Below are 12,793 nucleotides of genomic sequence, written 5' to 3' on the forward strand. Positions count from 1 at the left end.
TTCAGCACCTCCAGGTTATTTGGTGCCTCCGAGCCATCTGTAGGCGTCAATCGCGGCCATACATCCGTCTCCCGCCGCCGTAACAGCCTGTCTGTACTTAAAATCTCTTACATCTCCCGCGGCGAAGACGCCCGGCACTGATGTTTGAGTGTTTTCCTTTGTTACAATATAATTCTTCTTGTCCATCTCGATTTTACCTTTGAATATATCAGTCGCGGGATCGTAACCGATGGCGAGGAATACTCCTTCTACAGGTAAAATTCTCTTTTCATCTGTCTTTACGTTTTTGAGTTTAATACCAGTTACTTTGTCTTTTGAAACGTCGAGGATTTCTTCAACAGTACTGTTCCACGCGATATCTATTTTTTCGTTATCAAAGGCCTTTTTCTGCATGGCTTCTGATGCTCTCAGCTCGTCTCGTCTGTGTATGATGGTAACTTTACTCGCGAAACGCGTAAGAAAATCAGCTTCCTCTATAGCTGAATCACCGCCTCCAACTACCGCTATATCTCTGTCCTTGAAGAAAAAGCCGTCGCACGTCGCGCAGGCGGAGACCCCTTTTCCCCTGAGTTTTGATTCCGAATCGATTCCAAGCCAGCGGGCTGTTGAGCCGGTTGCTATTATCACTGTTTTGGCAGTAACTTCATCTGAACCGCTTTTGATTACAAAGGGAGATTCGTTAAATTCTACTTCTGTAATATAGCCGGGATTTATTTCCGCTTTGAATTTAGATGCCTGCTCCTTCATTTTTTCCATAAGCTCAGGCCCCTGAACCCCTTCCGGAAAGCCGGGGAAATTTTCGACTTCAGTTGTGATCATAAGCTGTCCGCCCGGGCTCATACCCTCGAAAACAACGGTCTTCATTTCAGAACGGCTCGTGTATATTGCCGCTGTAAGGCCCGCGGGCCCCGAACCTATTATTGCTACGTCGTACATTCTTTCCTCCTTAAGTGATGTAGGTTAGCTTATTCTACAAAGGAAAATTCTAAAAGTTCAGTTTCTCATACTCCTTAGAAGAGCGAGGTTTTCCCTGTCCTCTTTAAAATCCTTTCCCTTAGGCGTTTCAAGTACCATTGGTATATTTTTGAATCTACTGTCGTTTACCAGCAGCGAAAATGCCTTTTTGCCTATTTTACCTTTGCCGATATGTTCGTGACGGTCTTTTCTGCTGTTAAAATCGTTCTTTGAGTCGTTGATGTGGAACGCCTTGAGATTCTCAAATCCAATTACCTTATTGAGCTGGGAAAAGGTCTTTTCGTATACTTTTTTATTTCTGATATCATATCCCGCGGCAAAAGAATGACAGGTATCATAGCATACTCCCACCCGTGACTTATCCTTCAGCCTACTTGTTATTTCTGCCAGATGTTCGAATCTGTGACCAATAGTATTACCCTGTCCCGCGGTAGTTTCAAGCAGTATCATTGTATTGAACCCGCTTGTTTCAGAGAAGACCTGATCAAGATTTCCGGCTATAGCTTTAATACCTTCATCTTCACCGCTTCCTTTGTGGCTTCCAGGATGAAGCACGAGATAAGGAATCCCAAGAATTTCGCAACGTTTTGTTTCTATTACAAGAGCTTCAATCGACTTTTCAGCCTGCTTAGGTTCCGGTGAAGCCAGATTTATAAGATAGCTTGTATGAGCCATGATAAAATTTTCCCTGTAGTTATTTCTATTTTTATGAAATGCCGCGATTTCTTCTTCTTTAAGAGGTCTTGCCTTCCATCTGTTAGAACTTTTTACAAATAGCTGCACGGCGTTACAGCCGGCTTCCTTGCCTCTTTCGAGGGCGAGGTGAACACCCCCAGCGATTGACATGTGTGAGCCTAGATTCATAGCTTTCTTTCGTCTGTCTTTAGTAATATATTATTGTATTAACTGTTCACTGTTGATGATAAAATTTACTCAGTAAAATTGCAAAATAATTATTAGTTCAAGGGGTGATGAATGATTGATGAGAATGATACGAAGCTTGTTGAGCTCACTTCTGTGCAGGGCGAAATGGAAGAAAATCTTGTTATTGGAATACTAAAAGGAGAGGGGATAGATGTTCTCGTGAAATCGAACAGAGCCGGCGGCGCTCTCCCCTTTACAATGGACGGGATGGGTAAAGTCAGAATATATGTTCGCGAGGATCAGCTGGAAGAGGCAATAAGGCTGCTTGAAGAGTATAGGGAGGATTAGCCGCCGTATTTACAAAACGCTTATGAAACCGGGAGAAACTCCAAGCTTTGGAATTACTTGCATGTCTTTTTAAAAGGGTTTATAGTGGTTTTGTGATTGTTCTCGCTTGGGCAACCTGAATATCGGTGGTGTAAGAATAAAGATTGTGTGGGAGCTTAACTCAGTGGTTAGAGTGCTATCTTCACACGGTAGAAGTCACTGGTTCAAATCCAGTAGTTCCCACCATTATTATATGTTTGAAATAATGACGGGTGAGACTTAATTTAATTCCTTAAAAAATATCGGGATATCTAAGTCGCGGCGTTCAAATGAGCAGTATTTCCTACTTTTATCTTTAAATTCCGCAGGATATTTGATATACTGACTCCCGCGTCTAAAAGGGACAGTTTCAGATTAAATAGATTGAAATTAGACAATAGCCATTGACGGAAATGTAAAGCGCGGCACCTTCAGAAAACTTTTTCTCTGCTTATCTTAAAGCCCGGTTGGGATATCTACAAATGTGGTTTTAAGGTTAAACTCTTTCTCCAGTAATTTCCCGAGAGCTTTTACTCCCGGTGTTTCAGTGGCATAATGTCCAGCATAGAGGAGTGTTATTCCTTCTTCGCGCGATGGATGATATACCGCGTGAGATGACTCGCCGGTCAGAAGCGCGTCACATCCGGTTTTTGCCGCTTCAGAGGCGAGAGAGGCGCCGCTTCCCGATACTATCGCCAGTTTTTCTATTTTAGACGGTCCGAAGGGGTTTGATTTTACTTGAGTTTTAAGCAATCTATTTATTTTTCTTGAAAGACCTCTTGTTGAAACAGGACGGGGCAGTTTTCCGCAGACGCCTATTTCCTTGCCCATATAGTTTCCGAAAGAAGATATATCCTTCATTTTCAACATGGACGCTATCTGAGCGTTGTTTCCGATCTCCCTATGGAAATCAAGGGGGAGGTGCGCCGCGTAAAGGGATATACCATTTTTCAGGAGACGGGCTATTCGCCGTTTTAAGATTCCGGTTATTGGTTCCCGGCCGCCCCAGAAAAGCCCGTGATGAACAATTAACATATTTGATCTGTTTCCGGCGGCCTTTTTTATAGACAGATCACAGGCGTCAACGGCGAGCGTGATCTTTGACACCTTTCCAGAACCTTCTACCTGGAGGCCGTTAAGTGAAGCGTCATCGGTAAAATCATCGATAGCCAATTCGTCGTCGAGAAAGTTCTTAAGAGTCGCGAGAAGCAAAAGTTCACTCCTTGTCTATCTGTTAAATACTGATTTATCTCATTTCCCTTTGCCGGGATAGTAAAACATCAAAGGAACTTTGATCAAGCTTAATATTTAACTTTTGAAGAGAGGAGCTCCCTTCCGGTATATCAAAAATGTAAGAATTACCGGCGGAACGTAAACGCGTTGGAGTGTCCGGCTCGGAAAGATTTATAACAAGATCAATGCCGGGTACCGATCTTGCCAGGTCCATACTCTTTTCAGAGCTTACATGCGACAGGGCTATTATCAGATCGCACATTTCATTTTTCATTTTGGTCGCGGCTTCTAAAGACGCTATCTTGGGATTGATGGTTTTGTATGTTCTCACGGTTGTGTAATCAGAATCTTCTTCATCGAATGCAACGCTGAAGATTCCGGTTTTAACTTCTGCTATTTCACCTGTTTCGGGATTTTCCCCTTTTATTTCCTTAATTATCCATCTTCTGAAGATTGCCCCTCCGTTACTATCGATAATATTCGCAGAGGTAAATGGAATGTGAGAGTAACCTGATTCAATCAATTTAAGGAAGTAATCCATATTCCGGGATAAATCAACCGCTACGGCGTCATATCTTAGATTTTTGGCCGCTCTTGTAAAATCAATAAAATCTGAATATTTATTTTCAGCTCTATAGCATCCAATTCCGCATAATTCAACAAGTAGCCCATATCCTTTTCTTCTGCTTGGATATTTGTCGTAATTGTAACCGTCTTTTTTGGTTTCTGCAGGGTCTCTTTCTCCCTGGGAAAGTTTAATGGGGTAGGAGACATTGTGTGTTACAAATATTGTAAAATCAATTTTTTCCCGTTTTAACCTGTTGTGTTCGGAGCGTGAAATATAAATCCTCAAGGAAATATATACGGCAAGCAGAACAATAAAAACGATCATTGATATTCTTAATAATATGGGAGTTTCTCTTTTAGTTCTTCTTTTCATATTTTTTCAGACGTGAATAAAGGGTAGGTTTTGAAATTCCCAGAATTGAAGCGGCTTTTGTTTTATCTTTTGTGATTTGCACTATTTTTTTAATAATTGAGCCTTCTATCTTAGCAAGAATGGGATCCTCGGATGACAGGTTCATATTGTCGAGAAGAACCTTTATCGCGTCATCTATAGTGGATGATATTCCGGCATCCAACCCATCGGAATATTTGATTATATTATCAGGCAGATCACCGGCAGTAATAGTTTCACTGCCGGATATGATAATCAGCCTTATAATCACGCTCTCGAGCTGCCGTACATTTCCCGGCCATGGGTATTTCTCAAGATACATAATAGCTTCCGGCGATAATTTTTTGACAGGTATGTTGTACAGCTTACAATACATTCTTAGAAAATGATTGCACAGAGGTTTAATGTCTTCTCTCCTGTCCTTAAGTGACGGTATCTTAATTGGAAATATATTTATCCGGTAGAAGAGGTCTTCTCTGAACTTGCCCTGTTTAACCAGTTCAAGAAGGTTTCTGTTTGTCGCGGTTATTATTCTTGCTTTTGTCTCTATCTTTTTTGTGCCTCCTACCCTGAAGAATGTTCTCTCTTCGATAACGTGGAGCAATTTAGGCTGGAGAGCGAGGGGCAGATCTCCTATTTCATTGAGAAAGATAGTTCCTTCTCCCGCAGATTCAAAATGTCCGATCTTCTTTTTATGAGCTCCGGTAAATGCTCCTTTTTCATGCCCAAAAAGTTCGCTCTCGAGCAGTTCACTGGGCAGAGCTGAACAATTTATTGTTTGAAGAGGAAAGTCGCCGTGCAAGCCGGAATAATGAATGGTTTTTGCTATCAGATCCTTCCCCGTGCCACTTTCACCTGTTAAAAGAATGGTTGTGTCCATTTCTTTTATTCCGTCTATCATCTCACAGACCAGACGCATAGAAGCTGATTTTCTGATGATATTTTCATAGCCAGAGCTTGCTCCGATGCTTTTTACACTCTTTCTGATTTTTGTTTTTTCGGGTGAAGAGGCATTATCGGCAAGAAGAGCCCTTTCCAGTCCAGTGGCAAACTGTTGAGTTAGAGCCAGCAGCAGATTTCTGTCAGCTCCGCTTGGAGATGTAACTGATTTCGTGGAGTCAAGATAGAAGCAGCCTTTTATTTCATTGTCCAGTTTGAGAGGAATACATATAATCCTGGGATGTTTTTCAATAAATTCGTCGCTGACTTTGTCAAGGGGAACACTTATTTGCAATGTATCGAGGGGATATCCAAGATGTCCGACAATATCTATTATCGAGGCTATATTGACGTCTCCAAGTTGTTTTCCCGGAATAAAATCGCCTGTTGAAGCAACAATTCTGTATGATTCTGCGATGTTGTCTCTCAAAGCGATAAAACCTCTCTCGGAATCTGTTATTTTTAGAGCTGATTTTATAGTCGTGCTGTATAATTTCTCCGGGTCGCGTATTGTCCGGAACATGGATGCAATTCTGCAGAGTGTTCTGTAATTTTTTGAATCTCTTTCGGTTTTAGCATTTTCAGAATCATAAATGGCGTCAAGTTTTTCCTGCAGTTTGCTGATTCGGCCGGAGAAAGCCTCGTTGTTATCAGCAAGAGATGATGAACGCAGGAGATGTTCACGCGCCAGAGCTTCGTTTTTGTCTTCGAGATAAAGTTCGCCGAGTTCAGCGGATATTCTGGCGGCGGTGTTTTTCCTGCCCAAAAGAGATAGTTCTATGCTTACACCTTCAAGTTTAGCGATCCCTTCATCCCTTTCGCCGGTTTTGATCTTCAACCTTCCCTCCAGGGTGTTCAGGAGTGCTGTTTCAAGATGGGATCCAATCTTTAAATTGAGTTTCCTTGCTTTATTTAGAAGTTCTTTTGCTTTTTCAATCTCATCTGTCGCGAGGAACAGTTGACCCAGACGGCGCAGTACTACCGCTTCTTCACGAACAGATTTCGTTTTTTGACAGATCCGTAAATCACGAAAGTAGCAATTAGCGGCCTTTTCATAATCACCCTTGAGATAGCTTATATCTCCCATAGTGCCGTAGGTTTCCGCCAGTATTTGCTGGTTGTCCGTGTCTTCGGCAAGTTTGCAGGATACTTCACAATTTTTGTCAGCTTCTTCAAAATCCCCAATATCGAGATATGTCAACGCTATGTTCAAGTGAGTAGCCGCCAGTCCGGGCAGGTTGTTGTTTCTTTGTTTTGTTTTCATGCTTTTGGTAAAACATTCAATTGCTTCATTTATCCTGCCGGTAGAACGGTATACAAGCCCGAGATTGTTAAAGCTGGAAGCTATTCCCGATGCGTCGTTGTTTTCTTCTCTAAGGTTGAGGCATTTGGTGTGACACAGAATTGCCTCTTCGTATTTGCTTCTGTTCCAGTTTATTGTTCCCATAAGGTTGTATGATTGAGCGAGTTCACTCGGGTATTGTTTCTTATCGATTATTTTCTGAACATCGAGGCAATTCTGCCAGGATTCATCGAATTGTCCCAGTCTGTAATATATCCACGCGAGATCATTTATGAGCTTTGAGTGTTCTTTTACAGTGATATGTTCAGAGTGAACAGCGATAGCTTCTTTAAGCAGGTTCAAAGCTTTTATAAATTCCCCTCTTTTTTCGTATATTTCACTTTCTTTTCTAATTGCCTCAACAACTATAGTTCTTAACTTGTGTGATTGACCGGCTTTGCTGATTCTGTTTCTGCACGATTTGAAGAAATCTTTTGCTTTGGTCAATTGACCCGATAAAGAGTAGAAGCTTCCTATTTCTATAAGAAATTTTGAGTACATTTCAAGAGGAAGATAAGCCTCGAATCCTCTCTGGATAAAATTATTGTAAAGGCAGGTTAAGGCGGCAGTCTGTCTTTCTCCCAGAAAGCGTTTGAAAGTGCTGTAGTATCTCGCCGCGGTTTCATTCTTCTCGCCGCTGCAGGCAAGATGGTAGAGGATATAAACTGAAGGAACATTCTTCTTTTCTTTCAGTATTGAAGCTATATTAGAATGAAGTTGCTTCTTTCTGTGAGAGGGTATTGACTCGAGAACTCGGTATAACAGGCTTCGGCTTCTTAAACTGAAAAGCTGGCAGAAATCACTGTTGGAAAGGCTTGATTTCGCGGCGGTAATCCTGATCATTCCCATGTTAACAAGACGTTGAAGGGAATCGTAGAATTCATCTTGTGTTGTAGAATAGACCTTCTGCAGAATAATAAGCGGAATTTCAAATCTGAAAACAGAGATAAAATTCAGCACGGATCTGTCAAGTGGGGAAAGAGACTCGAGAATATCAGAGATATCAGCTTTTTTGTCTTTCCTGCTCCCGCGCGGTGAAGATAGAAGCATAAGCTCCGCCGATACCGGCGGTTCTTCAGAATCGATCTGATCTGCCAGTTTCACTCTGTCTGTTGAAACAACTCTTTCGGAAAAGAAAGCGGATTTTTTTGATTTGTCCGGAGAAGGAAGTTTGATTTCGCTTACAAGGAACCCTTTTCTGTCGAACTCTTCTTTTGTCGATTGCGTCAAAATCCACGGGTTTTCTCCCGAAACGCAGATGACAGTTATCCTCTTTTCAATAATATCGAGTATCCTGCTTACGATATGGCCGTAAAGGATAGGTTCATGCGGGTGGTTGTCGATAAAAACACAATCAATATTATCATTCTGTAATTTCGTGATATCATTTTTATCTGAAAAAATCTCTTCATGAGACAAAACTCTGCCTTTAAGATCAGCTTCGGAAAGAAATAGTTTTCGTGTGATTTCCATCAAACAGCTTTTGCCGATACCGTTATCTCCCTTCAAGATAACAAGCTGTTTTTTATTTGAAGAACACCTGAGTGCAGCCTCTTTAAGTTCGTTTAGTATATTTTCGGGAGGAAGATTCAGAAAGTCTCCGCATACGGGCAGGATCCTTAGTTCTTCTTTTATTTTCAGGTATGACTTTATTGAGCGAATAATATTAAAGATCCCATCCGGGGTTGGATTTTGTGACATTAGCCGGAGTTTCTTCGAGGTTTCCGCGCAGAAATTCGAATCCCCGGATTCAAGATGGTTGGAAAAGAATTCAAACAACAGGCCAAGGTCGCCTAAGTCTTTGAATAGAGGATGTTCCCCGCTTTCATATTCTTTATCTTCTGACAGGTTCGTTATCATTTTGGGAAGAAGGTATGCCGGCGGAAGAATAATCGGGGAGTCATCGATTAATACAATTGATTCAGGATGGATGTTGTTAAAGTAGAACCCCTCATCCCAGCTTAGGATGATTGTGCTTGTTATTGTCCTTAGAAGTTCTAAGGCTTTCGCGTTGGAACATTCTGAAAGATATTCGCCCAGCCGCTTAAATTCGTGATCCGGCAGTAGAAATATAATCTCTTTTTTATCTTTTTCCAAAGATAGTATCGGAAGGACCAGACGGTTGATATTCGAAAATATAACACCGCGCATATTCAGGTCAGCCAGAGAAATTGAAATATTTTCCGGAAGCTGTAAGGAAAACAATAGATAATCGTTACCGTTTAGAAGGTCGGTAGCTTTATAACCCTTCCACGGGTGGAAATCACCTATACTCTTATGTATAAGGAATCGGGATTTCTTCTGTTCTTTTAATTTATCAGCCATTATTATATCCAGTAAAGAATTCTTACCCGGCAAATAACTTTACACGAATACAGCTGAATGTGCAAGGATTATTACTCATCGAGGATGTAATGATTTTATTTACTTATCCGTCCATAAGACGGTGCGGTATTTCATTGAGCCTGGTGGGCATTTAACGGGCCGGGCACCCTGACCGCTCAGCGCTAAAGGGATATGCCTCGCGAAGTGGAAGATGGGACCCTGGTGATCTTCTCCGGACCTGATACGACGGAAAATTCTAAAAAAAAGGGAACGGGCGACTACTCCGTTCCCTTTATATTATGATGATATATTAAAGCGGTTAGAAGGAGACTTTGGCGTCTAGCTGATAGCGGTTGTAATCTATCTCCTTTTCCAGGTCTTTTTTGTCCAGGTAATAGGTGAACGCGAGTGACGCGTTGTCGGCAATGCCTACTCCGAGGCCAAGCTGAAGTCCTTTGCCGTCTGTTCCTCCGCCCCAGGTGTCGCTGTCTGTAAACAGCCCTAGGACAGCGTCCTTCTCGAGATTGCGGTAGTTGGCGTGAAGTTTAATCGAGCCGGGCCCCTTACCTTTTTCGATTGTGGTGCCGGCAAGCCAGCCCTGGTTGTCTTCGTCGGCATCGCCGTTCTGAACGAAATTGCCAAAGATTTTGCATGAGACCTTTTCAACCTTGAAAGACAGCTCTCCGAACAGCTCAAAGAGGTTGAAGTCATTGGCGTATCCGGTGATAGTATCCCCGGGAGCAACTTCAAATTGGGACGTGCTGTTTCCTCCGAAATCATCAGCTTCGTAGAACCCCTCGTATCCCATAACGTTGTCATAGCTGTAGTATCCGCCACCAAATGTGACTTTTACATCCTCGGCCGCGGCGATGGCGAGGCCGGTTTGCCCGGCGAAGAGCCTGGTTTCATCGTCAGTCTTTCTTTCCTTGACGCAGAAACCTCCGCCTCTGAGGTGAAAATCTACCTTTTCGCTGACGCCTTTCTTGAATTTGATGGACGCGCCCTCGAAACTGAGGTCGCCGTCCCAGATAAGCTCCGTCTTGCTCATCAGTATAAAAGGGTTCCCCATCTTTCCGCCAATAACCGACAATCCCGGAATATAAGACGGCTGGTACTTGAAGTATCCCCTGTCAAGATGAAAACCCTTGGTCGAAAAACCGTCTCCGATAGTCTGGTTTCCGGATACCGGATCGGAGCTTCCGGTAATCAGTCTAAAGTGCGCCGACCACTCATCGTTTACCATGGCGTCAAGGCCCATTCTCGCCCTGATTCTCTGCCTGAAACGGTCGGTATCTTTGGATGCGTCATCGATCCCCTCGAAACGATGTCGAAAATCACCGTCGAGGCTGATTCTGTCCTGCCAGCTTCCCGCTGTAACGGAACCGGCAGCGGTCACCGCTATCAGAGCGGTGATCAGCAACAATCTCTTCATATCCTCTCCTCCGTTGAAACAAATAAGGCTCTACTACTAGCTTATACAGAAGATATAATACGAAGGTAATGTTAGGGAGATATTAAGGGATAATTAATAAACAATTAAAATATTACGCAATGATAATACCAGGGTTGGCGTAATGGCCCAGTTATAGTTCTCTGGTCAGAATTGGATACTTATTTTTTTAATCAAATTCTTATTCATTTTATGCAGTCTATGATATCTGACTTCCATAACAACGCTTCAATCTTAAATTCTTTGTTGAAGCTTCATCTCTTTTTCACCCGCAACCTCCAGTTGCGTTTAATTTAACATAAGGCAAATTTGCTCTTATCACAGCTGACGCTCTTTGACACTTAAAAAAACGGGGGGAACATCAATAGATCAAATATCTTTACAAATAAGATAGTTGTTTATAGAGTCAGATAAGGGATGATAATAATTTTTATTGAAAAACGGAATGGAAGCAGATGGCGGTTATACCAGGCGGTGAAGACTTATACCTCTGCGATAAGCAAGTAGCTCTGTGGAAGGAGATCTGTTTAAAATGTCGGATCAAGTACTTGAAATGGGAGCTCTGCCCCTGGAAGAGGGATATCTGTTCAGAGTCTGGGCTCCGAATGCCGATTCGGTATCTGTAGTCGGTTCGTTCAATGATTGGAATGAAAATAGGAATCAGATGGAAAGAGGAGAAGGAGGAATCTGGTCCGCCCCTGTGAAAGAAGCAGAGACGGGTGATGAATATCTCTACCGGATAGTTAACGGGGAGAATATAATGGATCGGATAGATCCCTATGCCCGGAGGGTCAGCAATTCGGCAGGAAGAACTATCGTACCCCGATTTGATTTCAAATGGAAGGAGAAGGATTTTAAATCTGCTCCGCTGAACCGTATGGTAATCTATGAAATGCACCTGGGAAGTTTTGCCGTTGAGCCGGGGGGAAAACCCGGCAGTCTGCAAAACGCGATAAAAAAATTACCTCACCTTAAAGAACTTGGTATAAACGCCGTGGAAATAATGCCTCTGATGGAATTTCCGGGAGGATTTTCCTGGGGGTATAATCCATCCCAGATATTCGCTCTGGAGAGCGATTATGGAGATCCAGCGGATTTCAGCCAGTTCGTCAAGGCCGCTCACGAAAAAGGAATAGCGGTTATACTTGACGTAGTCTATAATCACCTGGGTCCAGGCGACCTGGACTTGTGGCAGTTTGACGGCTGGGAGGAGAAGGGTATGGGCGGAATTTATTTCTATAATGACTGGCGTTCCGGAACTCCCTGGGGTGATACCAGGCCTGATTACGGCAGGGGGGAAGTTAGAAAATATCTTTGCGACAACGCTATTATGTGGTTAAGAGATTATCACGTGGACGGCCTTCGTTTTGACGCGACTTCATTTATAAGGAACGTCCGCGGGCGCGGGGACGATCAGGGGAGCGACCTTCCTGAGGGATGGAGTTTGATGCAGTGGATCAACTCTGAAATAAAAAAGTTCAGGCCGGAAGCTTTTACCATAGCCGAAGACCTGGGCAATAATCCGTCTGTCACCAAGGATGTCAGGGAGGGGGGCTGTGGTTTCGATTCCCAGTGGGATCTCAACTTCGTTCATACTCTCAGAGGTGTACTGAAGGCCGGGGGGGATTCACTGAGAGATATTGATAAGATCAGGGATATTATTATCCGCCGTTACTACCTCGATTCTTTCGAAAGGATAATCTATACCGAATCACATGATGAAGTTGCAAACGGTAAGGCGAGAATGCCGGAGGAGGTGGACCCGGGAAATGCGGCGAACCTTTATGCCAAAAAGATTTCAACACTCGGGGCAGCTCTTGTTCTTACATCTCCGGGGATCCCCATGATTTTCCAGGGACAGGAATTTCTCGAGGATGACTGGTTTCATGACAGGGACCCGGTAGACTGGTCCAGGAAGAAAAAATTCTCAGGGATATTCAGATTGTATTGTGACCTCGTATCTCTGAGATTAAACCGGGACGGGAAAACATCCGGCCTGACCGGTCACGAGACGGAGGTTTTTCATGTCAATAACGAGAGCAAGTTCCTGGCCTATCATCGCTGGGACAGGGGCGGTCCGGAAGACAGCACGGTCGTGGCAGTGAATATGTCGGGCAGTGAATTTCGGAATTACCGGATAGGCCTACCGGCAGATGGTCTCTGGAAGGTTCGTTTTAACAGCGATGCCAAAGACTACGACGATGAATTCTCTGGACTTGATTGTCCGGATGTAACCGCGGACCGGAACTCAAAGGATGGTCAGCCATACGGCGGGGTGGTGAATGTTGCTCCGTACAGTGCAGTAATTCTTTCACAGGATAGAGGATAGGAATATTATTAA

The 12,793-nt window shown here is 43.3% G+C and carries 8 protein-coding genes and 1 tRNA gene; 3 read left to right on the top strand and 6 right to left on the bottom strand.

All coding sequences use genetic code 11. The features are described from left to right. Positions 1-15 precede the first annotated feature (15 nt). Both trxB and U5O15_01910 read right to left on the bottom strand, forming a co-directional pair. The gene (gene trxB, locus U5O15_01905; protein MDZ7859418.1) at positions 16-936 is read right to left on the bottom strand and encodes a thioredoxin-disulfide reductase; all 921 of its coding nucleotides are present in this window, start codon (positions 934-936) and stop codon (positions 16-18) included. A 57-nt stretch (positions 937-993) separates the two neighbouring features. Beyond that, positions 994-1,839, bottom strand: a complete 846-nt coding sequence (locus U5O15_01910) for a deoxyribonuclease IV (GenBank protein MDZ7859419.1) — start codon at positions 1,837-1,839, stop codon at positions 994-996. A gap of 111 nt (positions 1,840-1,950) precedes the next feature. Here U5O15_01910 and U5O15_01915 point away from each other — a divergent pair, with 111 nt between their 5' ends. Next, the gene (locus U5O15_01915) at positions 1,951-2,187 is read left to right on the top strand and encodes a DUF2007 domain-containing protein (GenBank protein ID MDZ7859420.1); all 237 of its coding nucleotides are present in this window, start codon (positions 1,951-1,953) and stop codon (positions 2,185-2,187) included. A 149-nt stretch (positions 2,188-2,336) separates the two neighbouring features. Continuing rightward, positions 2,337-2,412: transfer RNA gene (locus tag U5O15_01920), tRNA-Val, on the top strand. A 249-nt stretch (positions 2,413-2,661) separates the two neighbouring features. Here U5O15_01920 and U5O15_01925 read toward each other — a convergent pair. From U5O15_01925 to U5O15_01940, 4 genes are all read right to left on the bottom strand, one after another. Continuing rightward, on the bottom strand, positions 2,662-3,417 hold the full coding sequence (locus U5O15_01925) for a Nif3-like dinuclear metal center hexameric protein (GenBank protein ID MDZ7859421.1): 756 nt from the start codon (positions 3,415-3,417) through the stop codon (positions 2,662-2,664). Between the two features lie 34 nt (positions 3,418-3,451). Beyond that, positions 3,452-4,378, bottom strand: a complete 927-nt coding sequence (locus U5O15_01930) for a hypothetical protein (GenBank protein ID MDZ7859422.1) — start codon at positions 4,376-4,378, stop codon at positions 3,452-3,454. After that, positions 4,362-9,002, bottom strand: a complete 4,641-nt coding sequence (locus tag U5O15_01935; protein ID MDZ7859423.1) for a sigma 54-interacting transcriptional regulator — start codon at positions 9,000-9,002, stop codon at positions 4,362-4,364. The genes U5O15_01930 and U5O15_01935 overlap by 17 nt, the downstream gene beginning before the upstream one ends. A 319-nt stretch (positions 9,003-9,321) precedes the next feature. Next, the gene (locus U5O15_01940) at positions 9,322-10,434 is read right to left on the bottom strand and encodes a putative porin (GenBank protein MDZ7859424.1); all 1,113 of its coding nucleotides are present in this window, start codon (positions 10,432-10,434) and stop codon (positions 9,322-9,324) included. A 550-nt stretch (positions 10,435-10,984) separates the two neighbouring features. Here U5O15_01940 and U5O15_01945 point away from each other — a divergent pair. After that, on the top strand, positions 10,985-12,781 hold the full coding sequence (locus U5O15_01945; GenBank protein MDZ7859425.1) for an alpha-amylase family glycosyl hydrolase: 1,797 nt from the start codon (positions 10,985-10,987) through the stop codon (positions 12,779-12,781). Positions 12,782-12,793: the final 12 nt, after the last annotated feature.

The organism is Candidatus Krumholzibacteriota bacterium, assembly GCA_034520215.1.
Lineage (GTDB): Bacteria > Krumholzibacteriota > Krumholzibacteriia > Krumholzibacteriales > WJIX01 > JAGHBT01.

What these genes read in the sequence shown, in the direction of transcription:
- trxB (MDZ7859418.1), bottom strand. Translation starts at nt 936, where the DNA reads ATGTACGACGTAGCAATAATAGGTTCGGGGCCCGCGGGCCTTACAGCG.
- U5O15_01910 (MDZ7859419.1), bottom strand. Translation starts at nt 1,839, where the DNA reads ATGAATCTAGGCTCACACATGTCAATCGCTGGGGGTGTTCACCTCGCC.
- U5O15_01935 (MDZ7859423.1), bottom strand. Translation starts at nt 9,002, where the DNA reads ATGGCTGATAAATTAAAAGAACAGAAGAAATCCCGATTCCTTATACAT.
- U5O15_01915 (MDZ7859420.1), top strand. Translation starts at nt 1,951, where the DNA reads ATGATTGATGAGAATGATACGAAGCTTGTTGAGCTCACTTCTGTGCAG.
- U5O15_01940 (MDZ7859424.1), bottom strand. Translation starts at nt 10,434, where the DNA reads ATGAAGAGATTGTTGCTGATCACCGCTCTGATAGCGGTGACCGCTGCC.
- U5O15_01945 (MDZ7859425.1), top strand. Translation starts at nt 10,985, where the DNA reads ATGTCGGATCAAGTACTTGAAATGGGAGCTCTGCCCCTGGAAGAGGGA.
- U5O15_01930 (MDZ7859422.1), bottom strand. Translation starts at nt 4,378, where the DNA reads ATGAAAAGAAGAACTAAAAGAGAAACTCCCATATTATTAAGAATATCA.